The following is a 23500-nucleotide window of genomic DNA, read 5'->3' as shown; positions in this document are numbered from 1 at the left end:
TTATTTGTGAGGTGAATGAATCCGGTAAAACAATGCGTATAACGTCGGGGTTACGAATAACGTAAGTAAGGTGGCGAAGGTGAGTCCGAAGATAATAGTCGCCGCCATTCCACCGAACGCTACGTCGAAAAGTAAAGGCACCATTCCTAGAATAGTCGTGGTAGCCGCCATCAAGACCGGGCGAGTCCTTGAGATGGTTGCCTCTATGATCGAGTCGTATGGAGAGATACCGTTACGACGTTGCGTGTTAATCTCGTCTAATAATACGATTACGTTTTTGATAATCATACCCAAGAGCCCCAACCATCCGGCGATCGGGAAAAAGCCGAAATCGAACCCGGTAAGTAACATACCGATCGCTACCCCGATTAAGGAGAGAGGGAGCACGCAAAGGATGATTATCGGTTGACGGAAATTGGAGAATAAAGCGACCAATATAACAACCAACATCAAGAAAGCCAACGGGAAGAATTTGACAAGGGCTTGTAATCCCTCCGTCTGGTCTTTGTATTGTGAATCCCAGAAGAAGCTATATCCTTGGGGCAGGTTCATTTTCTCGATCTCTTCCCGAATCTCACCGTGTACCTCAGACATGGTGTAACCGTTTTTCACGCCACACATCGCTGCCATAGACAATTGCCGGTTGTAGGTCTTGATCTGCGGATATTCCCATGCGGAGGTTACCTGTCGGGTTACTTGCGACAAAGGAGCGGATTTCTCTCCATTCCACACCGAGAAATCACCTAATGAACGGGGATCGTTGATCCCGCTCGTCTCCGATTTCAATAAGACCGGGACTTTCTTTTCCTCATCCCGGTAAATCCCGATAACCGCACCTTCCTCGATGGATTTGACGGATTCCATCAAATTGGCCTTGGTGATACCTAAGGAACCGGCTTTTACCGGATCATATACCGGGCGTATCATATAGGTCATATTACCCCATTCATTCCGGGCATCGGCTACTTTCGGGTTCCTTCGCATAATGTCGATAGCTACTCCAGCCAAAGAGTCCAATACCGCCGGGTCCGGCCCGAGGAAACGGGCTTCTATCAAGGCTTCCGTAAGCGGGCTTAACTCAAACTTGTTCACCTTGATGAGCGGTTCCGGATATTTTAAGCGAATAGAGTCTTGTAGCAAGGCATGCAATTCCCGGGCCTCTCCGGATGTCTTACATTTTACCAATAATTGGGCATAGTTTGGTTGGGGACCGAAGCTAACGTTCGATAGATAATAACGGGGCGGTGTCCGTCCGATATAAGAGGAAACCATTTCCGTCTGCGAATATTCTTGGATGGATTCGGCCATATCGGTAGCGTATCGATCGGTTTCCTCGATGGCTGTACCTTCCGGTAGCCACATATCTAAAGTGAAATACTGCTTATCGAGCGAGGGCACGAACACTTTCGGGATAAACTGGAAACTCCATGCGGAGATAACCAATAGAACGGATAAGATACCTACTGTAGCGTATCGGTATTTGATGACAAGGCGTAGGGAAGACCGAAAATAATCATAGTATTTTCCGGAGAATAATTCCCCTGTTAACTCGTCCGGTCTGGGGCGCCGTACAAACTCTTGGATGAAGAATGGGGTTTGCGTAAGCGCGAACACCCAGCTGAACATCAAGGATACTCCGATCACGATCACTAAGGATGAAAGTAATTCGCCCGTGATATGCGGTGAATAGTAAATGGGCAAGAACGTGAGGATCGCGATAGCCGTAGCCGCCAGTAGAGGCAGGGCGGTGGATGAGCAAGCCCTCATGATCGCGATACGTTTGCGCATGCCTCGTTGCATATTTACCAAGGCAGAGTCCGATACTACGATGGCGTTATCTACCAACATACCCATCGCGATGATGATAGCGGCAAGAGACATTCGTTGCAAGGCGATCCCGTTGGCGAACATGACAATTAAAGTGGCGAAGATAGAGAAAACCAATCCGCTACCGATCAAAAGGCCGTTTTTGAAACCGATAAAGAACAATAAGATCGCTACTACGGTCACGACGGAGATGATCAAGTTCAAGATAAATCCTTGGTTGGCCACGGCGGACTCATATCCTTGGTCGTATATGGAGGTGAGCTCAAAACCCTTGGGCATGGTCTCCGAAAATGATTGAATACGCTTTTTCACGGCTTTGGCCATATCGACCACGTTCCCGGTCGGTATGGTAGAGATAGCGATACCGACCGCTTGCTTGTTATTGATGCGCATGAAGTTTTGGGGCGGAGTCTGGTAACCCTCTTCGATACGGGCGATATCGCCTAGCCGGAAATGCTCGCCGGAATGAGATACGATCGTAAGGTTACGGATATCATCCAAGGAGTAAAAATTACCGGTGGATTCGATACGTATGCGAGTCTCCCCGTTGCGAATACTCCCGGCGTCTACCACTTTATTCTGTCCGTCGAACGCCCGTTTGATATCAGCTGTCGTAATACCCCGATTGGATAAGATCGTGGGGTTTATCCGGATATCGATTACGGGAGTTTGTATGCCGTAGATCTCTACCTTTGCCACGTCTTTTACTTTCAGTAAATCGTCTTTGATCAGTTTGGCTTGATCCTCCAGTTCCCGGTAGGTATAAGATTCTCCGGTCAATCCGTAGAAAACACCTAATACATCGCCAAAGTCATCATTGACGATGGAGGTTCCCGCTCCGGAAGGTAATTTGCCTTGTACGTCGTTTACCTTTCGGCGTAGTTTATCCCATAACTGCTGCATCTCGTCGGCCCGGATTTCCTTTTTCACGTAGACCGTGATCTTGGAAAGTCCAGCCCGGTTCTCTGTCTTCAGATAGTATAACTCGCCTAAGGATTGAATGGCTTCTTCCAGCACATCCGTCACTTGGGACTGAACTTCCGAGGGGGAGGCGCCGGGATAAGGGGTAAGTACCAAGGCTTGCTTGATCGTAAACGGGGCATCTTCCAGTTTTCCCATCTTTGCGTAAGAGAACAGTCCCCCTGCCAAGATCAGGACTAGCAGGAGCCATGTAACCGCTTTGTTTTTCAGGAAATATTTGATGAATTTTTGCATCTTACTTATTTTTGGATGGTTACGGTACTATTTTCGGAAAGGAAACGTTGCCTTGTCAATACGACAAGGTCATTTTCCGTGATTCCTTCCACGATCTCTATCTGGTTATTTCTTTGCTCACCGAGTTTGACGGGAACGGAGTTAACCTTGTCTCCTTTAACCACCCATACATAATCTCCTTTTTGGGGGCGATGACAGATAGCCGTTAAGGGAAGCCATAGATTTTGAGACCGCTCTTCTTTGGGTAGGTCGATCGAGAGGATTCCACTCATTCCGCCCAGCCATTCCATATCTGGATTTGGGACAATGGCGGTCAGCAGATAAGAGAGGTTATTGTTTGTCGTACTTTTAGACACATATAAATCGGAAGGGGTGATTGTCCGTTCGAGAGCCGTATCGAAATGGATTCCTACTTGACATAGCTTTTGTTTTTCTTTATCATATAAGTGTAAGGCGACTTCCTCTGGTATATAGGTCTCGATCTTGAGCCTGTCCAGTTCTATGAAGGTAAGGATTGGCTCGGTCGCTTTCACGTCTTGGAAAGGTTCGATATGGATATTTTGGATATATCCGTCGTAAGGGGCGGACAGATGGGTATCGCTTAGGGCGTTGACGGCGGTCTCGTAATTGGATTTGGCAACAAGGAAATCCGCTTTCGCCTTCTCATAATTACTTCCGGAGATGTTATTCTTTTTGTAAAGGGCCTCGATCCGTCTATACTCTTGGTTGGTTTGCGAATAGAGCGCCTCTGTTTGCTGCTTGCGAATCAAGAAGTCACGGTTATCGATCGAGAGGATCGTGCTGCCTTTGGAGAACGCTTGTCCGGGCCGTAAGTCGAAATTCAAGACGGGGCCATTGATGCGGAAAGATAGGACCGTCTCATTGTAGGGCCTTGATAAAAAGGTGTATTCACGACTTCTGCCGATCTCTGTCTTTTTTATTGGAGAGATCACCTCGACAGGTAAGTTCGTGCCTTCGGACTTTGTGTTCTTTTGGCATGCCGATAAAAGGATGCCCAGAAGCAGGATGTATGAAATTCTTCTCATAAGATATACCTAGTTATTTGTTACCGGGCAAAAATAGAGGCAATGGATGAAGGAATAAGGCGGATTTTTACTGAACCGGAAGATACCGTCGCTCAACTGGAAAATAGACCGGCCCAACCTTAATTTATAACGAGGCGGACGATGGATGCCTTACACCGTGTATCACTATAGGCAGTGCCCACTGCAACGCCTGTGCAGTGACAATTAGAACCGGTGATACGGTGAGTAAACTTCCGCGGTTCCGCTTTTTTATGTACTTTTGCCGGCAAAAAAGGAGAAAGTAATGACATTGCCTTCAGAAGAACATATATTCCAGTATCCGGGACAAGGGCGGATCGAGGTGATTTGCGGTTCCATGTTTTCCGGTAAGACGGAGGAGCTTATCCGCCGTTTGAAACGGGCTAAATTCGCCAAGCAGCGGGTGGAGATTTTCAAGCCTGCGATCGATACCCGTTATTCGCAGGATAACGTGGTCTCGCACGATAGTAATTCGATTCCTTCTACTCCGGTGGATTCTTCCTCCAGTATCCTATTGTTCACTTCCGAGATCGATGTGGTGGGGATAGACGAGGCCCAGTTTTTCGATGAGGGATTGGTAAACGTGTGCAATCAATTGGCCGCTAACGGTATCCGGGTGATCGTGGCTGGGTTGGACATGGACTATAAGGGAGTTCCTTTCGGTCCTATGCCGGAGCTATGCGCTATCGCCGATGAGGTGACGAAAGTGCATGCCATCTGCGTGAAATGCGGACGTTTGGCTTACGTATCCCATCGTATCGTGGGAAATGATAAACGGGTCTTTTTAGGGGAACAATCCGAATACGAGCCTTTATGCCGGGAATGCTATGCGAAGGCTGAAGGTTTGAAGAATTGATTATTTATCCCTACATTTGTGAAATTAATAGTTTTGCGTTATATAAAGTATGAAAGAAAACGAGATGGTGTTCGGCATTCGTGCCGTGATTGAGGCTATACAGGCTGATAAGGAGGTAGATAAGATCCTTGTGAAAAGGGATTTACAAGGGGATCTATCCAAAGAGTTATTTGAGGTACTGAGAGGCCGTGAGATACCGGTACAACGTGTTCCGGCTGAACGCTTGGATCGTTTGACTCGAAAGAATCATCAGGGGGTGATCGCTTTTATGTCGGCGGTTACCTACCAGAGCTTGGAAGATATCATTCCTTTTGTGTATGAGCAAGGAAAAGATCCTTTCATCGTATTGCTGGATGGGGTTACGGACGTGCGTAATTTCGGCGCTATTGCCCGTACCTGCGAGTGTGCGGGAGTCGATGCGATCGTGATTCCGGCAAAAGGAAGCGTTTCGGTAAACGCCGACGCGATCAAGACCTCTGCCGGCGCCTTGCATGTATTGCCGGTTTGTAAGGAGAAGAGTATCAACCAAGCGATCCGTTTCTTGCAGCAAAGCGGGGTGAAGGTATTTGCCGCCAGCGAGAAAGCGGCGGAGAATTATACGGCGGTGAAGTATGAAGGACCGGTTGCGATCGTGATGGGAGCGGAAGATACGGGTGTGTCTCAGGAGAACTTGCGCATCTGCGATAATATGGTAAAGATTCCGCAATTCGGAACGATCGGTTCCTTGAATGTGTCCGTAGCCACTTCCATTTTGGTGTACGAGGTGGTTCGCCAACGTATGAACGAGCAACAATAATAATATGTATATAAACTAAAGAAGAAAATGAAGAAAGTTATCGCTACAAAAAACGCTCCCGCCGCTATCGGTCCGTATAGCCAAGCGGTGCAAGTAGGTAATATGCTGTTCGCTTCCGGACAACTGGGTATCGATCCTGCTACGGGACTTTTCGTTGAGGGATCCGTAAAGGAACAAACCGCCCAAGCGTTCAAGAATGTTCACGCTATCTTGGCAGAGGCAGGTTATAGCATCAATGATGTCGTAAAAACAACCGTATTTTTAGCGGATATGGGCGACTTCGCCGTTATGAACGAGGTATACGCCTCTCAGTTCGAAGGTGCGTTTCCCGCACGTTCGGCGGTAGCCGTTAAGACACTGCCGAAGAATGGTTTGGTAGAGATCGAGGTGATCGCCGTGAAAGAATAATCATAAGGAATAACGAGAGTAGTCTCATCGCTAGTCGAGACTACTCTCGTTATCCATCAAGACTACTCCCGTGATACGATGCGACTACTCTCGTAATTCATCGATACAGCTAATCTCAAAAGCCTATTATCTTCTTTTTCTGGGAGCGGGATTCATGTCACCCCTCTGTCCGAATAATTTCTCAATCAAATCCTTTCGTCCCATCTTTTGCAATACTTGCATGATCTGACGGCGTGACTCGGGTTTATACCAGAAGAAGAACTGGCGTTGTGCCAACTTTTGTTCTTTTGAGCGGGCCGTATATACTTTCTCCAACGTATAAGGATGATATCCGGTATAATACATCTCCGTAGCCAATGTCATCGGCGTAGGCGTGAAGTCTTGTACTTGCTCCAACTGGAAATGCAAGCTCTTGGTGATCACCGCCAGCTCCGCCATATCCGCCTCGGTACATCCTGGATGGCTGGAAATGAAATAGGGGATGAGTTGCTGGTTCAACCCATATTGCCGGTTTACCTTATCGAATATCTTCTTGAACTGTCCGAATTGCGAGAAAGACGGTTTACGCATTTGTTTCAACACCTCGTCTTGCGTATGCTCCGGGGCCACTTTCAAACGGCCGGATACGTGGCGGGCGATTAATTCCTCGGTATAGGTTTGAGCTGCCTTGTTTAAAGACTCATCCGCATAACGGTGCAATAACAGGTCATAGCGTACACCGCTTCCGATAAACGACTTCTTGATCCCGGGAAGTCTATCTACCGCTTTGTAGATATCCAGTAGCGGCGTATGGTCCGCATTCAAGTTCTTGCAAACGACGGGGGAGATACAAGACGGTTTCTTGCATTTGGCGCAAATCCGCTCATCTTTCCCTTTCATACGGTACATATTGGCGGAAGGGCCTCCCAGATCGCTTAGATATCCCTTGAAATCCGGCATTTCGGTAATCGCTTTCACTTCCTTCAAGATCGATTCCTTGCTTCGGGAGGCGATGAACTTCCCTTGATGCGCCGATATGGTACAGAACGCGCATCCTCCGAAACAACCCCGGTGGATATTCACTGAGAACTTGATCATCTCAAAAGCCGGTATCACTTTCCCTTTATATTTGGGATGCGGCAAGCGGGTATAGGGGAGGTCGTAGGAAGCATCTATCTCCGCTTCCGTCATTGGAGGGAAAGGAGGATTCACTACGATCACCTGTTTTCCTACCTTTTGCAAGATACGTGAGGCATTGTATTTGTTGGATTCCTCTTCGATATGCCGGAAATTCTTCGCTTGTTTCAATTTATCTTTTAGGCATTCCTCGTGTGAGAAGAGCACGATATCATCGTCTTTCGCATCCTCTTTGTCTGCCAGATAAACCGTTTGGCGGATGTCCTTGATCTCGTTGAAAGGAATGCCGGACTTTAGGCGGCGCACCAACTCCTTGATCGGCTTCTCGCCCATGCCGTAAATCAATAAATCGGCCGGGCTACTGGCAAGGATTCCCGGTAATAGCTTATCTTGCCAATAATCGTAATGCGTAAGCCGGCGTAATGAGGCCTCGATGCTACCCAATACGACGGGGACATCCGGATACAATTCTTTCAGTATTTTAGTATAGACAATGCTCGGATAATCCGGGCGCATTCCCGGACGTTGGTCCGGCGTATAGGCGTCGTCGCTGCGTAATCGCTTATTGGCAGTATAATGGTTGATCATTGAATCCATGGCACCGGCGGATACACCGAAGAAAAGCCGGGGAACGCCGAGCTTCTTGAAATCCCGGTAATCTCCCCGCCAATCCGGTTGCGGTACGATCGCTACCCGTAATCCTTCCGCTTCCAATACACGACCGATCACGGCCGCCCCGAAAGAGGGGTGATCCACATAGGCGTCTCCAGAGAAAAGGATCACGTCGAGGTAATCCCATCCCCGTGCCTCGACTTCTTTCTTCGTTGTGGGCAACCAATTGTCTAGTTTAAATGTTTTCATAATGCAAAGGTACGTGATAATCTTGGAATAATCATAGAGACGCTATTCATAACTTTTATTTATGGGGGATTCGTTTTTATGATTAGGACAAGAGTTCTCAATCTCGTATCTTTGTGTCGAAAAGAAAAATAAACATTTAAAAACAAGGTTTCTTATGAAAACACTCACAGACGAGAAGCTGACGATTGTCGGCGCAGCAGGTATGATCGGTTCTAATATGGCACAGACCGCTATTATGATGGGACTAACTTCCAACATTTGTTTGTACGACCCTTACGCACCGGGTTTGGAGGGAGTTGCCGAGGAATTATTCCATTGTGGTTTCGAGGGTGTAAACATCACTTTTACCTCAGACATCAAGGAGGCTTTGACTGGCGCTAAATATATCGTTAACTCCGGTGGTGCCGCAAGAAAGGCAGGTATGACCCGTGAGGATCTCCTAAAAGGAAACGCCGCTATCGCCGAGGAGTTCGGCAAGAACGTAAAGGCTTATTGCCCGGACGTAAAGCATATCGTGGTTATCTTTAACCCGGCGGATATTACCGGTTTGATTACCTTATTGTATTCCGGCTTGAAACCTTCTCAGGTTACGACGTTGGCCGCATTGGATTCTACTCGTTTACGCAGTGAGTTGGCAAAACATTTCGGTATCTCTATGGATCAGGTTGAGAATTGCCGTACGTATGGTGGCCATGGCGAGCAAATGGCTGTTTTCGCCTCTACCGCTAAAGTGGATGGTAAACCTTTAACTGAGCTTATCGGTACGGATGCCTTGACGAAAGATCAATGGGCGGAGATACAGACAAAGGTTACGAAGGGTGGCGCGAACATTATCGCCTTGCGTGGCCGTTCTTCCTTCCAAAGCCCGTCGTATGTATCTATCGAGATGATCGCTGCGGCAATGGGTGGTAAACCGTTCCGTTGGCCGGCTGGCGCTTATGTATCAAACGGTAAGTTCGATCATATCATGATGGCTTGGGAGACCTCGATTACGAAAGACGGCGTAACGTTGAAAGAGGTGCATGGTACACCGGAAGAAGAGGCTGCCTTGGAGAAGAGCTACAAGCACCTTTGCGCTTTACGTGACGAGGTGATCGCTATGGGCGTGCTTCCCGCTATTTCCGAATGGCATAAATTGAATCCGAATATCAAATGATCGAATAACAAGTAATTTAGATTTTCATGGATATATGGAATCCCCGCTTAGATGGCTTCGTGCCGGAAAGCGGGGATTCTTGTTTTATTTTATCTTTAGTCCGGGGATCAGGGGCGTGCTATCTACCAGTTCCAACTCTTGCACCATCTGTAATGTTCCTTGTTTGTATTTCTGGAAATGGGGCGTTTGGATATGGCTTTTATAAGCGTCTTGATCCGCGTAAATCTCTAGGATGGTTACTTTATTTGGATGTTCTTTCTCCGATATGGCATGCAGTGTAAGAACACCCGGCTCTAGACGCATGGAAGCCTCGATTTCTTCTTTCAGAAAGGCGTTATAACGTTCCAACTGGGCGGGATCGACCGTGATCTTGGATAGGCGGACTAAGTTCTTCTCAGGGGCGGGCTGAGAGGACTCCTTAATGATCTTCAACGCTTTGATAGCGGAAGGGAAGCCGATATAAGGAAGACATTGTATAACCGCCGCCGTTAAGGTCTCCTTGCTATTGCCGGCCAGTAAGTTCCCTTCGAGATGCGAGTGTAGTTGGCTTTCGGCTTCAAGGGTCGTTAGTATGCAATAAGCCAGTAACTCCCGGGTTTTGAGGTCTAGCCCGTTGCGAGTATAGATATCTCCGAAGCAGAATTCGGTGAGGAATCGCTCTACTTCCGGACCCATATTTCCCGGGACGTTCCTCATGGCCTCTTTGATTCCCTCGCCGTAAAGCCGGCTTTGTATGGCTTGTCCTTTCTCGTGGCGATCTTCTTCCGTAACGGTAGCTTGTCTCTCCAGAGGCAAAGCGATGCCTTGTTGCTTAAAGACTTCATTGATGGTATTTAAGGCATTCAATGTCTTCGGGAAACCGATGAACGGGGCACATAGATATATTGCCTCCCGTAGCTCGATGGGAGTGACGCCTACGTTTAGCGCCGCTTTGGCGTGGGCGTTCAGTTGGGGCAAGGTTTGCATCGTGGCTAATATGGTGCAAGTGATAAGCTCCCGGGTCTTTTTATCAAGATCTCCTGTGCGGAATACCTCCCCGAAGATGAATTTCTGGAGAATGTCCATCATTTCCGGATCTGTTCCTTGTCCGGTCAATGCCTCGCCTCCGAATAGCTCGGTGTAATTCTTTTTACAGCGTTCGATTCTGTCCATATTTTGTTCTGTTTTAGAAGTTGGGATATCTTGTGCGAAGGCTGGTATGAAGCCTAGCAGGAAGAGTACGATTGCTTTTGTTTTCATGAGGATATCGTTATTGTTTGACATCACAAAGATATTCGGATTTATCTCAAGTATATGTATATATATTACGGATCTTTGTATCAAAATTACCGTTCGTAAACGGAGCTGATCCGGATGACAGCCGGGGTTGAGCAAACGAATAAAGCGCCTGCGATTCCCTTGCGGGAGACACAGACGCTTTCGTTCAAATAAATATTCTTATAAAGTACGATCCGGATATAAGGCTTTCCACCATTCCGGCTCGTCTTTCAGCCATTTGGCGAACCATGCGTAGATGGTATTTTGCCAGCCTATACGTTTCTGATAGCCTACGATACCATGATTCTCGCCATCCACCTGCACGAATTCCACGGTTTTCCCTAGGATCTTCAAGGCGGCGAACATTTGGATACTTTCCCCGATGGGTACGTTCGTATCGGCGTTGCCGTGAAGCAACAGGAGCGGGGTCTTGATCTTATCGGCGTTGAACAACGGGCTTTGCTTGGTAAAGAACTCCGGGGCGTTCCAAGGATAAGTCCCGGCGTTCGCTACGGAGCAATAGCCATATCCCCAATAACCTTCTCCCCAATAGCTACTCAACGCGCTAATACCGGCATGGCTGATAGCGGCGGCGAAAATGTCCGTACGGGTTTGTAGGTATTGTGTCATGAATCCGCCGTAGCTGGCACCGATGCAACCGATCTTCTTCTCGTTCACGAAAGAATGCTCCTTGCAGAACAGCTTGGTACCTTGGATGATCTCATCGGCGGTCTTCAGGCCCCATGCGTTCACGTGGCGGGCGGCGAATTCCTGTCCGAAGCCCGTCGTTCCGCTAGGGTTCAAGGTGTAGACCACGTATCCGAGAGCGGCGTACATATGCATGGAATAACGCATCTCCAGCGCACGGTTCGTCGGGGAAGTACCGCCATAGTAATAAACGATCATCGGATATTTCTTATTCGGATCGAAATGAGGCGGTAGGTAATAACGGCCTTGGATAGTCGTACCGTCATCCGACTTGAAGTTCCAGTCGTGTACCTCGCCCAAGGCGATATCTTTTAATTTATCTTGCGAGAGATCATACACCAAGCGGTTCTTTCCACCTTTCAGGTCGTAAGCGTAAAGGCGGTTGGCGTTGGATGCGCTCTGTCCGTAATAGAAAAGAACCGGGGCGTTGTCGGCCAACGCATACGACATGATAATATCCTCGGAGGCGGCTACTTGCTTGATCTTTCCGTTTGCCGGGTCGCACGTATAGATCCGTTGATAATCCTCATCCTCACAGAGGATATAGATTTGCCCGTTGAAGCGGTTCCATACGGCATCGATCACGTTCGGATTGAAGTCCTTGGTGAGAGGGGAGGCTTTACGGCTTGCCAGATCGTATAGGAATAACTGCCCGTCGTACGAGTTGGAGATCTGTCCTTGCTTGATATTTTGTCCGATCCCGTCGAAAGCGTCGCCTGCCCCAGCTACCAATAACTGTTTACCGTCGGGCGAGAAGGCGGCTTGGTTTACGTACGGGGCTTTCTCCCAGATCGTATCGATCGCCATGGTCTGCAAATCCAATTTATAAAGGGAGTTGCGGGAGTGCGGTAAGGAGGTGTACACCCGGTCGCTGGTGCTGAACAATAGATAGCGGCTATCAGCGCTGATATCATTGATATAAGTGTCCGTATGCCCGAAAGTAAGTTGCTCGTACAAACCTGTTTTTAAGTCATACCGCCAGATAAAGGAGCGGTCACGGAAATCCGGGATACGGTCTGCCGGCTCTAATACACGGATCAATTCCGTCCCTTCCTTGGGACCTTCCTCTTCTACGGTATAGAGAAGCGTGGACTCATCGGGGGTGAATACGAACCGCCCTTTCGGAAGGTTCGGGACTAATACCGTTTGTTGGTAGGTCGCCGGATCTACGGTTACCAACTCCGTACCGTCCAGACCGGTGCGGGTGTAATACAATCGATTGCTTTTAGGCATCCATTTGGCGGTTGTCAAGAAACTTCCGTCTTGCAATAAGACCCGTCCCGTAGCGGCATCCATCAATTGCCCGTACGATTCGCTCTTGCCCTCCGGGAATCGATTGACGTATTTTACCAAGGCATACTTCCCGTTCGGGGAGACACTTACGCCTTGGAAATCCTTTCCTTCTAGGATATTCAGAAGGGTGTAGCGTTTCTCCGGGTTCAAGGAAGCTACGACTTTCGCTTCCGCCTCGCTCTTGAAGGTAGCCTTTAGGCTGGGAGGACAAGTGTCTGTTTCCGCTGTCAGGTATTTAACGACTACTTGATAGCGGCGGGGGTCCATCACCAACTCGGAAGAGGCTCCGACCGGTTTATCATTGACGAATACTTCGAACGCCCCGGGACCCGATATATCGAGCGTGCCTTTTACGTACCGGTCGCTGTTCAAGAAGAAAGAAAATAGATGCAGGGCATATCCCTTTTGCGGGGCGGCGAAGGTGATCGCGCCTGCCGTGTCGGCGTCGAGTACCGTGGCGTTCGCAAGCGTTTGCTCGAACGGTAAGGTCGCTTTTAATAGATTCTTCGCCTCGAAAGGCTTGCCGTTTACGTTGAGGCTGTCCGCTAGGATCGGCTTGTTGACCGTGAACGGGCCTGCGTGCTGGAATTGCGTTACTTTCACGTCTTCCATGGCGTAAAGCGAAAGGGCGGAAAGAAGCAATGCCGGAATTAAGTTAGTTTTTCTGTTCATATATAATTAGTTTAGGATAAACGTTTTCCGCAAACGATGTAAAGCTGTTCGGTATCCTCTACGACGAGCGGAAGAAGATAAGGCTCCATCAATGCCGCCACCTCTCGGGCCGGGGGCAAGGGCAGCGATAATCGATCGGCGTGCCGATGGTGGTGCGTATTGATCTTTTCCTTGCTCTCGCTGTGGCAGATAACCAATTTACCGCCGGGCACGAGCAAGTCGCTCATATGCTCGATCAACCGTTCCGGCCGCATGAAATGCGGGTAAGCGCTATATAGGATAATATAGTCGAATCCTTTCCCCTCGTAGCTCATAGCGTCCTCTTGGAGGAACTCGATGAGCGGATGATCCGGATATTTCATGCGTGCTTTCTCGATCATTTGGCCCGCTATATCGATAGCTACGATTTGGCGGGGTTCGTACGGCAGCAGGTAACTTTCCAATATCCCCGTGCCGCAACCGACATCGAGGATGCGGGCGTTCTGCCGCAGGTTGGTACGATCCAATATCGTCCGGATCTTTCCCGGATCATGTACGCAGACAGCATCCCAGCGTTCCGCCATCGTATCAAAAAAGATCTCTATTTGATTCATGATAATTGTCCTTCCCATAGAAAACAATCGCTGAACAGGGATTGTTCCTTGAAATGGGTTGGTTTTTCGAACAAACCGAACACGGACGATCCGGAGCCGGACATGGCGGCATATAAGGCGCTTCCCTCGTATAAGGTATCCTTGATCCGCTCGATCACGGGATGCTTCGGGAATACGCTTCGCTCGAAATCGTTCACCATCCGCTCTTTCCATTCGGATACCGGTAGCCGGATGATCTCTTTCAAGGAGGTCTCGGGCGCGGCGGGTGTTACCATCGAATAGGCTTCGGGAGTGGAGACGGCTACATCCGGTTTTACCAAGCATAGATAATAATCCTTCAAGGACAAGTCCACGGGCTCGAATTGGTTTCCCGTGCCGGTCGCGAATACCGGCGTGTTACGGATAAAGAACGGGCAATCGGCTCCGATGGTGGACGCTATCGCCTCCAACTCATCCGGGTGAATATCCAAACCGCAGAAATCATTGACCAGCTTCAACATAAAAGCGGCATCGGCGGAACCTCCTCCAAGCCCGGCGCCAAAAGGTATCGCTTTCAACAAATGGATCTCTAGCGGGGGAATCTCGTATCTCGTCTTTAGGGCGTTCAGCGCTTTTATGACGAGGTTCTTCTCTTGGGGAGCGTCTACCGGGATTCCGGTTTGCGTGAAACAGGTCCGATCCGAGGCGACGATCTCGAGGGCATCCCTCACGGGGATCGGATAGAAGATGGTCTCTATATTATGATAACCGTCCGGACGTTTGCTTACCACGTTCAGACCTAGGTTTATCTTGGCATTCGGGAAACAGATCATAGTATTTAATGTTTGTTTTATATGATACGCAAAGATAATGTTTACCGATCAGAATTACCTTAATCTGATGGGCAAATAGGATAATCACACCAAAATTTCTCCATAAGTGTCATACCGCCAGCGACCTGTTTCTCCATATCCATTAGGATGCCCATAATTAAATGCCTGCTTAAAAGAAAATCCCTCCGACCCGCCCTCATTCTCTTTATAGTCAGTATGCGGTAGTAACAATGCAACCTGTGGCTTGAGCTTGTAACAATACTGAGCATTACGATTCTTTTTGCGCTATGCTCCGCTCTCGCTTCCATTCGCAGTAAGTTCGACAATTCATTCTCAATTGCCAGAGATATACTCGCCCTATTTAAAAAGAACTACCTGAATTATGCTTTATATCAGTTCCGTCAACCAATTTAGCTGTTGGATCTTCACGTCCAATTCACGTAATTGCTTGGAATATGAATCTATTTCTTTTTGTAAATCTGCCACATTTATTGTGCGGACATAACGGATTTCATTTGCCGAATAACGTTCTAAACTGCCCGTTGCCGATTGTGTGACGGAACGAAGGACGGAGATGCGCAATGCTAAGATATCTTTCTTTGCGATCATTTCCGTAAGGCTTGTACCTTCTGCAAGGGTAGCCATGTTGGTTCGGTTGATTCTGAAAATCAGTGTCTCCAAATCATTCAGATTATTATTCAACTCATCCATAAGCCCCCGTGGATCTTCTGCGGGTTCTTCACCTTCTTGAATCCGGGCATTGTTTTTTAGCCGGACTTCCAGTTGTGATATTCTTTTTTGTAAATCAGCTCGTAAGCTGAGAGCTTCTGCTAATTTCATAATTCGGTATGTTTTTAATGTTTGCTGTTCTTGCTCTTTTGGAATTGCATACCCGATCATGAAGAGGGCTGCTTCCAGAGAACGCATGTCTTTAAATTGGCATTCTGGGAAGTTTAATACTTCTTTTAATAGCCAATTGGCTTTAAGGTTGCATTCAATATGGATTTTTCCTCGATCAAGTTTAGAGAATTTGTAAATGTCGCTGTTAGGATTCCGATTAACCTCCGGATTTCGGGCATCACCATAGGCGAATTTTAATGAAGAAGGGACACCGCCTTGTTTCTGCTCTATACAATATAGTTTCACCAAATAGCATAAAGCGGCTCCTACACGACTATCGTAGATGATAAAATCATTTATATATAAAGAATAAATCTTGGTGAATCCTGAGTTCATAATAATTATCTCATCCTTTATATCTAAAGAGTCACGGGTTAAGACCCCTTCTGCCTTCATTAGATAATTCACAAGGTTGGTTTGTGCCTTGATCCTTTCTTGATTTTCCCGTATAACGCCTCCCCATTTTAATATATCGAGGCAAGCATCTTGGCAAGCTTCGTTGTCATTATTTCGGATACTCGCTTTAAGTCGTTTGGCATAACTTTCCAATAAGGCATTGTTTTCCTCCCAATTTAGACCTCCCCATTTATATTTGTGGCAAGCATCATAAAAAGAGGTACATTGCCATTCCTCCTTCTCTTTCTGATTGTAATATGAATGGGTGAAATTAGATAGTTTATCACGAAGCCACTGGATAAATCCAGATACATACTGATCGTTTAGGAATTGTTCTTTTGTCATAACAACAGATTTTGTGTAAAAATAAACATTTTATTATATATAATAATGTTGTAAGTATATTATTTGAATTTGATTTTAGTTTTCTTCTTACGGATATAGTCGTAGGCATCACGCGTAAAAGAGCAGGTTTGACGTTTTGACATTCTGTAATCTGAACTCCCGGAGAAGCGTTTTTTCCGGGCTGAGGTACGCCTTGCTTCCGAAAATGACATAAAATAATAGCATCTAATTGTCTTATAGCTCTTTATGGAAATAGGCCCTTTCATTCTAGCGAAATTAATTCATCTTATCTCATATTCTTAGGTGAAAATAGCCTTTTATACGGGTGCGTTTTCCGATTCTATAGGATGTGAGTGCTGTTTCTTCCTTATGTATCGCCTAATACATACGGTTGCGTTACCTAATACATACGGTCGTGTTGCCTAATACAGCCTTTTGTGTTACCTAACTCTATTACTTTTGAGTCCAAACAGGGGTATTTAGGCAAAGAAATGAGGGAAAACGTATGATTTCATCATAGGCTTCTCCCTCATTTCCTCTATTCGTAAAAAGGTCTTGACATCGTTATTCTGTTATTTTGATCATAATGTCAAGATTATAGTGTTTTAGCTTACGGTCTCCACAATTGATACTTATTTATCCTTTATGATATCATGGAGCATGGTAACCTTTTCTTGCTCGGCCTTTAATAATCGTTCGTAAAGCTCGACTATTTTATCGATGGGATTAAAAATTTGATTTTGAATGCTTCCGGCTACAGTTGCGTTATCTTGCCATGTGCCAGAATAAATATTGATAAGCGCTCCTTCATTAAGCTCCGTGATCGCCTCTATCGGAATATCCAAAGCTTTAGTTATCTTTTCCAATACTTCAGGTTCCAATTCGTCTTTTTTCTCGTAGCCGGATAAGGTGGCTTGTGATACCCCTATTTTGTCGGCGAGCACTTCTTGTTTGATGCCTCTCCATTCTCTCCAACGTTTTAAGTTGGCTCCATGACTATTTCTTCTGGTAAATGTTGTTTCCATGTCAGTTCTTATTGATCCTGTCACAAAAATAAGTATTAAATCTGAGTTATCTTACTATTGTATCAGATATCCAGAGCAACCGCACCTAATTTTATTTATAACTACAAATTACGATGGGCATTGTTACCGACCGTAAATACGTAGTCAGATATATCATTTATCTCTGTCATCTGATAATATTAGTCGTGACATTGATATTTTATCAAGGGGATTGATGGTATATCAGCAGGCGGTAAGCTTATTTTGTCTGCGAATGATAAACACAGAAATCAATGGAAACTCAAAATCAATATCCTCAAAGGGATTATTCCGAGATGATTAGCTTATCCCATCAAGTAATTGGTTTGCCGGTAAGGAAAGCGCAGATATTGTTGAAGGATCTGGATTTATGTATGATCACTTATACGTGGAATGACGTAAGCCAGATTACATTGGAAGTCGTGTTCAAAACCTCCACGCTCACTTGCCTTTTTAATCAAAACGACATTTGTGAAGCTGTATATCTATTCTTAACTGATAATAAGGATCTAATGAAATATATAAGCCACTGCGTTAAGACCTATACATATGATTTCCTTTTGGATGGCTGGACCACGGATAAATGCCACATTTCAATATGCCGTTCCGAAAATCAAGGGTGCTTTTTATTAATATTACCGCTAAAAAAGATTTTATGAATAAGGCATATTGTAGTTGTTTCGCTACTCCTCTTTTTCAAACGAACTTTTTGTGTGTTCCAATGACGATGGTTTTCAGTCATCAAAAAGAAAGGCGCAGTAAATCAAGTTTACAGCGCCTTCCATTTATTTAGGGTTATGAGCTTTATTAAGGCTCCGCGATCATCTCTTTAGCGATTATCTCGGCCTCGGCTTTATCGGCGTCCTTTTGGATGTTCGGCAATTCAAGGCCGTAGCCTTTGATCCGGTCCTCACGTTTCAACATCAAGGCGATGAAGAGGGCGAGTACACCGAAGCAGGTGAAGACTGCCATCGGTATCGTATAGTCGTAAGCCGGTTTGCCCGTACCATTGTCTATTTTGCAATACGTATCCAATATCCAGCCGATTAATAAGGGAACCATACTCAGACCGATATTCTGTACCCAGAAAATCAAGGCATAAGCCGTGCCTAATTGCTTCTCCGGGATAATCTTCGGAACAGATGGCCACATCGCCGATGGAACCAAGGAGAAAGCGATACCCAATACGATCATCACGATTGTCGCGAACCACCACTGATTCAAGATCGGAAGCGTGAATAATAAATGCACGCCGATCAACATCAAGGCACCATAGATCATGATCGTCGCCCCTTTACCCTTGCGGTCGTATAAGTTACCGAAGAACGGAGTCAGAAGAATCGTGCCGAAAGGTAAGATAGCCGGGATGTTTCCCGCCAACTCCGGATCTACGTTATATTTATTGACCATCAAGTCCGTAGCGTATTTCAAGAAGGGGAATACGGCCGAATAGAATAATACGCAAAGCAGAGCGATCAACCAGAAACCCTTATTGGTAACGATCAATAAGATATCTTTCAAACGGAAAGGCTCTTCCTCCTCGGCTTGCTCGATAGCGTCCATCGAAGCGTCCAGCTTGCGATCCATCACGCAAAATACGAGGAAGGCGATCAAACCGATACACAACATACAAAGACAAAGCAAGATAGGAGCGGAGATACTACCGAAGTACTTGGCGGCGGGAACCGTGATAGATAAAGCCAAGGCCGTACCCAAACGAGCCGTAGCCATCTCCAAGCCCATAGCCAACGCCATCTCTTTTCCCTTGAACCACCGTACGATAATCTTAGATACCGTGATACCGGCGGTCTCCACGCCGACACCGAAGATCGCGTATCCGAGGGCGGCCACCATCACTTGCGCCTTCCATCCGAAAAGCTCTCCTTCCATCGTAAACGCGTCCGAGATGGCGTAATATTTAATGGAACAACCGATAATCATCAAGATACAGGAAGCGACACCCGTGAAACGGACACCCATCTTATCCAGAACGATACCACCAATAATCAACATGAAAAGAAATACGTTGAACCAACCGTAAGCGCTGGTGAACCAACCATATTCCGTACTCGTCCAGCTTAGCTGTTCTTCCAACATCGGTTTAAGCGGAGCCATTACATCCGTAAGGAAGTATCCGCAAAGCATCGTGAATGCCGCCAAAGCGAGTACACTCCAGCGTGCGACTTTCGAGTCACTTAGTTTCTGATGAATTTTTTCTATCATGATATTTGTTTTATAGAGTTATATTATTTGTATTCGTCTTCTTTCATGAACAAGGGGAGAGCGTCCGCTACGATAAAGGTGCTTCCGCCGATAAAGATCAAGTCATCCTTGTCGGCACTTTTTAACGCTTTCTCGACCGCCTCTTCCACCGTTTCGCAAAGGACTCCGGGCAGTCCCTTCCGCATGGCTTTCATGGCGAAATCCTTTACGGGCATCGCTCTCTCCACGGAGGCTTGCGTGAAGAAATAAGAAGCATCTGGTGGCATCAAGGATAATACGCCGTCGATATCCTTGTCGTTCACCATACCGACGATCATATAAATTTCGCGGAAACGGCTTCTCATGGCATTCAGGTGTTCCGCTATGTGTTTCCATCCACCCACGTTGTGCCCGGTGTCGCAAATGACGGTCGGTTTTGTCCGCAAGGTTTGCCAGCGGCCCATCAAACCCGTCAGTTGGGTCACGTGCCCGAACCCTTCATGGACGGCCTCGGGCAGGATGTCAACGCCGCACTTCTCGCGGAGCAGGTGCAGGACGGAGAACACCGTGATGGCGTTGGCTTGTTGTACCTCTCCGGCAAGCTCGCCGATCACCTCGCCGTATTCTACGGAGGGGAACTTCCAGTGTACCATCGACAACCCTCCGGTCCCCTCCAGCATTCCCATGCTCAAGGCGTAGTGGAAAGGTGCTCCTGCCTTTCTCGCCTCGTTCTGGAAGAGGTCGAAAACGGAGCGTTTCTCTGCCTCCCCCAGAAGGACGGGTACGCCTTTTTTGATAATGCCGGCTTTCTCCGCCGCTATCTTCTCCTCCGTATCTCCCAAGAATTGCGTATGATCCAGACTGATATTCGTGATGATACTCAAGATCGGAGTGATAATGTTCGTACTGTCCAAACGACCGCCAAGCCCGACCTCGATAACCGCGTAATCTACCTGCTGGTCGCGGAAATACTCAAAAGCCATACTGGACGTCAGCTCGAAGAAAGAAGGATGGAGAGGCTCGAAGAAAGAACGATGACGCTCGACGAAATCGACCACGTAATCTTGGGAGATCTTTTTCCCGTTCACCCGGATGCGTTCCCGGAAGTCCACTAAGTGGGGAGAGGTATAAAGCCCGACCTTGAAACCGGATTGCCGGAGAATGGCCGCCAATAGATGGCTGACCGAGCCTTTGCCGTTTGTCCCGGCTACATGGATGGTCTTATAGGCTTTATGCGGATTTCCCAGATAATCATCTAGGGCGATACTTGTACCAAGACCGGGTTTGTAAGCGGAAGCTCCGCTGTGTTGGAAGACCGGGATGCTGGTATATAGATAGTGTAGCGTTTCCTCGTATGTCATGTTTTTGTAAATTAGATGCTACAAATGTAGTTAAATTTATTTATACCTTTGCGACTCGTTTATAAAAAGGAGAGAAAAAGAAAATGGAAACACGACGTATAACCTATACGCCTCAAGGAGGCGTTTGTTCTAAGTTGATGGTGATCGACGCGAAGGAGGACGTGATCGAGAATGTGCAGATTGTAGGAGGTTGCCACGGTAACGGGCAAGGCATGTGCGCCTTATTGAAAGGTATGCGCATCGAAGACGCTATCGGCCGTTTGTCTGGCATCGATTGTCATGGAAGGGGAACTTCATGCCCGGACCAGATGGCACAGGCATTGAAGCAATTCAATCGATGATCAGCTTATATCCGATTCCCCGGATATTCAAAATCTTGATAGACTCGTCTTTCGATAACTTATGACGTAGCTTGGTGATAAAGACATGCAGGCTGCGTGCGTTGAAGAAAGAATCATCTCCCCAAAGGTCTATCAAGATCTCTTTCATCGGTAATACTTGGTCCTTATTGTCGCAAAGGCGCTTCAATATCTCGGATTCCCGGTTGCTGAGGAGTTGTTTCTCTCCCCGGTAGACCAATGTCTGCGTGATGGAATCGAACGTATAAAGCCCGATACGGAAAGAGGTGGCTTCCGGTCTTTGGACGGACACCTTATGCAGTAACGCCTTGATGCGCACGATCAATTCCGCCATGCCGAAAGGCTTTTTCAGGTAATCGTTGCCGCCTGTCTCGAAGCCCTCTACCACGTCGTTGGCCGCGGAACGGGCCGATAGGAATAGGACAGGGGTGTGCGTATCCGTCTTACGGATCAATTTGACCATCGTGAAACCATCCATCTTGGGCATCATGATATCCGCTACGATAATGTCCGGGTTGATCTCCGCATAACGGGAGAGGCCCTCCTCGCCATTCGCCGCTAGGGTGATATCGAACTCGTTCCCATCCAGCGTATCCTTGATGATCATGGCCAATGTAGGCTCGTCTTCTACTAGTAGTACTTTTATCTTTTCCATATTTGATACTTGATTTTCGGATTATTATTTAAAATGCAGGGTAAAGGTGGAGCCTTTGCCGGGGACGCTTTCCACACGGGCTGTTCCTCCATGTTTACCCATCATGTCTTTTACGTAATATAATCCTAGGCCATAACCTTTCACGTTGTGGATATTCCCGCTGGGAACCCGGAAGAACTTGTCGAATATCTGCCGCTGGTTGGCTTCGCTGATACCCGGGCCGTTATCGGTTATGGAGATTGTCGTTTCGTGATCGTCTTGCCGGGCTGTCGCTTCGATGCGGCAAGGTTCCTTGTCGGCGTATTTGATTGCGTTATCGATAAGGTTGCTCAACATATTATATAGGTGGGTACGATCGGCCACCAATTCTATATCCTCGGGGATGGAGTAAGTAAACTCCACGGGTTTGCTCGCTTTCAGTTTGTATTGCTCGATGAGGGAGTTCACCAACTCGTTTAATGAGATGGTTTCGGGGCGCAAGCGGAAGGTACTGCGGTTCTCTACGGCGAGTGTCAAGATTTGTTCCACCAATCCGGTAAGATGGATAAGTTGGTCTTTAACGATCGTCAGGTATTTCTTCTGTTTCTCGTTGACGGGATCGCTAAAGTTCAATAATGCGTCTACGGCGGCATAGCTGACGCTGATCGGGGTTTTCAGCTCATGCGTCATATTGTTGGTGAAATCGGTCTTCAATTCTTCCACGGTCTTTTGCTTTAAGATGGTGCGGAGTAAGTATATGAAAGCGCAAATGATCAGCAAAAGTAATAGGAAGGAGGAGATCAGGATGCCTTTCATCTGGGTGAGTATCACGCTAGCCGGCGATTTAAGGAACAGGCGATATTGTAACGTGCTCTCGTTATGGAGCGGGTAATCGAAATGCACGGGGTTTTTCCACGTAGTGAATCGTTCCGGCTTGTCCAGATGCATCCAACCCTTCTCGTCCCCGTTGTTTGGTTTATAAATCGTTACCAGCTCATGTTCCGTTACGATGTTTCTTGCCTCCAGCTCCGAGGTTAATAATTTGTTGTAGGTCTTGAAATCAATTGGTTTTATAGAATCTATATTCGCGTGCATCGCTTGCTGCACCATGTCCTCCACCTCGCCGATTACATATAGGTAATCCGTTAGGGTAGAGTCTATCGAGCTAAAGTCCTCCTCATCCCCGTAATCGATATGTAGTTTCATGTGTGAGTCGGGATTTGCCGTCTTGAAGATATCTTCCCGGTTAAGGTCAGGATCTTCTTTCTGCGGATGGATCGAAGCTTTTGCGTCCATCTTCTGCTTATTAGACGGATCTAGCTCTGAGCTGAAGTACACATCTTGGGTTTGAGGTCCCAGCGCTCCCTGTTCTTTTTTGATAGATCGGATGCGCAGGAACAACTCCTTATAGTCGGCGATCTTCATCGCTTCCTCTATATTGATCTCCATCTGTTTATATAATGTATCATATAAACCTTTCAGCCAGTATCCTTGGAAAACCAAAAGCCCGGCCAGCGATAGGACGATCAACAAAGCGATTAACTTAAAACGAAGTCTGATGTTCATGAAGTCTCTTTATGCTTATAATCGAATTGATCGCTAAAAATAGACAATTTTATTACATGA

At 47.0% G+C, this 23500-nt stretch carries 19 protein-coding genes; 6 read left to right on the top strand and 13 right to left on the bottom strand.

Annotated elements, in window-relative coordinates:
• Positions 1-3042, bottom strand: a complete 3042-nt coding sequence (locus DW033_RS01125) for an efflux RND transporter permease subunit (protein ID WP_122382308.1) — start codon at positions 3040-3042, stop codon at positions 1-3.
• Positions 3043-3047: 5 nt separating this feature from the next.
• Positions 3048-4088 (bottom strand): efflux RND transporter periplasmic adaptor subunit, encoded by a 1041-nt coding sequence (locus tag DW033_RS01120; RefSeq protein WP_122382307.1) that lies wholly within the window; start codon positions 4086-4088, stop codon positions 3048-3050.
• 283 nt (positions 4089-4371) lie between these two features.
• Here DW033_RS01120 and DW033_RS01115 point away from each other — a divergent pair, with 283 nt between their 5' ends.
• Genes DW033_RS01115 through DW033_RS01105 form a run of 3 tightly spaced genes read left to right on the top strand, consistent with a single transcriptional unit; the run spans position 4372 to position 6166 of the window.
• Entirely contained in the window at positions 4372-4962 is a 591-nt protein-coding gene (locus DW033_RS01115; protein WP_005857603.1) for a thymidine kinase, read from the top strand.
• A gap of 49 nt (positions 4963-5011) precedes the next feature.
• Positions 5012-5758, top strand: a complete 747-nt coding sequence (gene rlmB / locus DW033_RS01110) for a 23S rRNA (guanosine(2251)-2'-O)-methyltransferase RlmB (RefSeq protein ID WP_036628747.1) — start codon at positions 5012-5014, stop codon at positions 5756-5758.
• 27 nt (positions 5759-5785) lie between these two features.
• On the top strand, positions 5786-6166 hold the full coding sequence (locus tag DW033_RS01105) for a RidA family protein (RefSeq protein WP_005862903.1): 381 nt from the start codon (positions 5786-5788) through the stop codon (positions 6164-6166).
• 126 nt (positions 6167-6292) lie between these two features.
• On the opposite strand, the gene DW033_RS01100 is transcribed toward DW033_RS01105, so the two are convergent.
• Positions 6293-8143 carry a YgiQ family radical SAM protein gene (locus DW033_RS01100; protein ID WP_121960744.1) on the bottom strand — a complete coding sequence of 617 codons (1851 nt, stop codon included), beginning with the start codon at positions 8141-8143 and terminating at the stop codon, positions 6293-6295.
• Between the two features lie 154 nt (positions 8144-8297).
• Between DW033_RS01100 and DW033_RS01095 the strand changes: the two genes are divergently transcribed.
• Positions 8298-9299, top strand: coding sequence for a malate dehydrogenase (locus tag DW033_RS01095; RefSeq protein WP_005862899.1), 1002 nt, complete (start codon positions 8298-8300; stop codon positions 9297-9299).
• Between the two features lie 84 nt (positions 9300-9383).
• Here the strand turns inward: DW033_RS01095 and DW033_RS01090 are convergent, their stop codons facing one another.
• From DW033_RS01090 to DW033_RS01060, 6 genes are all read right to left on the bottom strand, one after another.
• Positions 9384-10538, bottom strand: a complete 1155-nt coding sequence (locus tag DW033_RS01090) for a carboxymuconolactone decarboxylase family protein (protein ID WP_121960854.1) — start codon at positions 10536-10538, stop codon at positions 9384-9386.
• Between the two features lie 198 nt (positions 10539-10736).
• The gene (locus tag DW033_RS01085) at positions 10737-13229 is read right to left on the bottom strand and encodes a prolyl oligopeptidase family serine peptidase (RefSeq protein ID WP_122382306.1); all 2493 of its coding nucleotides are present in this window, start codon (positions 13227-13229) and stop codon (positions 10737-10739) included.
• 11 nt (positions 13230-13240) lie between these two features.
• On the bottom strand, positions 13241-13822 hold the full coding sequence (locus tag DW033_RS01080) for a class I SAM-dependent methyltransferase (protein WP_048928246.1): 582 nt from the start codon (positions 13820-13822) through the stop codon (positions 13241-13243).
• The gene (gene ispE, locus DW033_RS01075) at positions 13819-14634 is read right to left on the bottom strand and encodes a 4-(cytidine 5'-diphospho)-2-C-methyl-D-erythritol kinase (protein WP_122382305.1); all 816 of its coding nucleotides are present in this window, start codon (positions 14632-14634) and stop codon (positions 13819-13821) included. The genes DW033_RS01080 and ispE overlap by 4 nt, the downstream gene beginning before the upstream one ends.
• A gap of 387 nt (positions 14635-15021) precedes the next feature.
• Positions 15022-16275 carry a DIP1984 family protein gene (locus DW033_RS25270; protein WP_306439183.1) on the bottom strand — a complete coding sequence of 418 codons (1254 nt, stop codon included), beginning with the start codon at positions 16273-16275 and terminating at the stop codon, positions 15022-15024.
• Positions 16276-16907: 632 nt separating this feature from the next.
• Positions 16908-17300 carry a helix-turn-helix domain-containing protein gene (locus DW033_RS01060; RefSeq protein WP_121960742.1) on the bottom strand — a complete coding sequence of 131 codons (393 nt, stop codon included), beginning with the start codon at positions 17298-17300 and terminating at the stop codon, positions 16908-16910.
• Between the two features lie 272 nt (positions 17301-17572).
• On the opposite strand from DW033_RS01060, the gene DW033_RS01055 reads away from it, so the two are divergent.
• Positions 17573-17977 (top strand): hypothetical protein, encoded by a 405-nt coding sequence (locus tag DW033_RS01055; protein ID WP_005862885.1) that lies wholly within the window; start codon positions 17573-17575, stop codon positions 17975-17977.
• Between the two features lie 148 nt (positions 17978-18125).
• Here the strand turns inward: DW033_RS01055 and DW033_RS01050 are convergent, their stop codons facing one another.
• Positions 18126-19541, bottom strand: coding sequence for an MFS transporter (locus tag DW033_RS01050; RefSeq protein ID WP_005862883.1), 1416 nt, complete (start codon positions 19539-19541; stop codon positions 18126-18128).
• Between the two features lie 23 nt (positions 19542-19564).
• Positions 19565-20881, bottom strand: coding sequence for a folylpolyglutamate synthase/dihydrofolate synthase family protein (locus tag DW033_RS01045; RefSeq protein WP_121960741.1), 1317 nt, complete (start codon positions 20879-20881; stop codon positions 19565-19567).
• An 83-nt stretch (positions 20882-20964) separates the two neighbouring features.
• On the opposite strand from DW033_RS01045, the gene DW033_RS01040 reads away from it, so the two are divergent.
• Positions 20965-21222, top strand: a complete 258-nt coding sequence (locus DW033_RS01040) for a TIGR03905 family TSCPD domain-containing protein (protein WP_005862879.1) — start codon at positions 20965-20967, stop codon at positions 21220-21222.
• Here DW033_RS01040 and DW033_RS01035 read toward each other — a convergent pair.
• Complete coding sequence (locus DW033_RS01035) at positions 21212-21895, bottom strand: response regulator transcription factor (RefSeq protein ID WP_005862877.1); 684 nt, start codon at positions 21893-21895, stop codon at positions 21212-21214. The two genes, DW033_RS01040 and DW033_RS01035, sit on opposite strands and share 11 nt — an antisense overlap.
• Positions 21896-21919: 24 nt before the next feature.
• Positions 21920-23440 (bottom strand): sensor histidine kinase KdpD, encoded by a 1521-nt coding sequence (locus tag DW033_RS01030; protein ID WP_005862875.1) that lies wholly within the window; start codon positions 23438-23440, stop codon positions 21920-21922.
• Between the last annotated feature and the right edge of the window lie 60 nt (positions 23441-23500).

Source organism: Parabacteroides sp. AF39-10AC, from assembly GCF_003635405.1.
GTDB lineage: Bacteria > Bacteroidota > Bacteroidia > Bacteroidales > Tannerellaceae > Parabacteroides > Parabacteroides distasonis.
The sequence above is the reverse complement of the archived record's forward strand: the minus strand, read 5'-3'. Positions and strand labels throughout refer to the sequence as shown.

Coding starts and splice junctions, on each gene's coding strand:
- DW033_RS01085 (WP_122382306.1), bottom strand. CDS start 13,229: ATGAACAGAAAAACTAACTTAATTCCGGCATTGCTTCTTTCCGCCCTT.
- DW033_RS01115 (WP_005857603.1), top strand. CDS start 4,372: ATGACATTGCCTTCAGAAGAACATATATTCCAGTATCCGGGACAAGGG.
- ispE (WP_122382305.1), bottom strand. CDS start 14,634: ATGATCTGTTTCCCGAATGCCAAGATAAACCTAGGTCTGAACGTGGTA.
- DW033_RS01035 (WP_005862877.1), bottom strand. CDS start 21,895: ATGGAAAAGATAAAAGTACTACTAGTAGAAGACGAGCCTACATTGGCC.
- DW033_RS01060 (WP_121960742.1), bottom strand. CDS start 17,300: ATGGAAACAACATTTACCAGAAGAAATAGTCATGGAGCCAACTTAAAA.
- DW033_RS25270 (WP_306439183.1), bottom strand. CDS start 16,275: ATGACAAAAGAACAATTCCTAAACGATCAGTATGTATCTGGATTTATC.
- DW033_RS01050 (WP_005862883.1), bottom strand. CDS start 19,541: ATGATAGAAAAAATTCATCAGAAACTAAGTGACTCGAAAGTCGCACGC.
- DW033_RS01100 (WP_121960744.1), bottom strand. CDS start 8,143: ATGAAAACATTTAAACTAGACAATTGGTTGCCCACAACGAAGAAAGAA.
- rlmB (WP_036628747.1), top strand. CDS start 5,012: ATGAAAGAAAACGAGATGGTGTTCGGCATTCGTGCCGTGATTGAGGCT.
- DW033_RS01040 (WP_005862879.1), top strand. CDS start 20,965: ATGGAAACACGACGTATAACCTATACGCCTCAAGGAGGCGTTTGTTCT.
- DW033_RS01125 (WP_122382308.1), bottom strand. CDS start 3,042: ATGCAAAAATTCATCAAATATTTCCTGAAAAACAAAGCGGTTACATGG.
- DW033_RS01105 (WP_005862903.1), top strand. CDS start 5,786: ATGAAGAAAGTTATCGCTACAAAAAACGCTCCCGCCGCTATCGGTCCG.
- DW033_RS01090 (WP_121960854.1), bottom strand. CDS start 10,538: ATGAAAACAAAAGCAATCGTACTCTTCCTGCTAGGCTTCATACCAGCC.
- DW033_RS01030 (WP_005862875.1), bottom strand. CDS start 23,440: ATGAACATCAGACTTCGTTTTAAGTTAATCGCTTTGTTGATCGTCCTA.
- DW033_RS01045 (WP_121960741.1), bottom strand. CDS start 20,881: ATGACATACGAGGAAACGCTACACTATCTATATACCAGCATCCCGGTC.
- DW033_RS01095 (WP_005862899.1), top strand. CDS start 8,298: ATGAAAACACTCACAGACGAGAAGCTGACGATTGTCGGCGCAGCAGGT.
- DW033_RS01120 (WP_122382307.1), bottom strand. CDS start 4,088: ATGAGAAGAATTTCATACATCCTGCTTCTGGGCATCCTTTTATCGGCA.
- DW033_RS01080 (WP_048928246.1), bottom strand. CDS start 13,822: ATGAATCAAATAGAGATCTTTTTTGATACGATGGCGGAACGCTGGGAT.
- DW033_RS01055 (WP_005862885.1), top strand. CDS start 17,573: ATGGAAACTCAAAATCAATATCCTCAAAGGGATTATTCCGAGATGATT.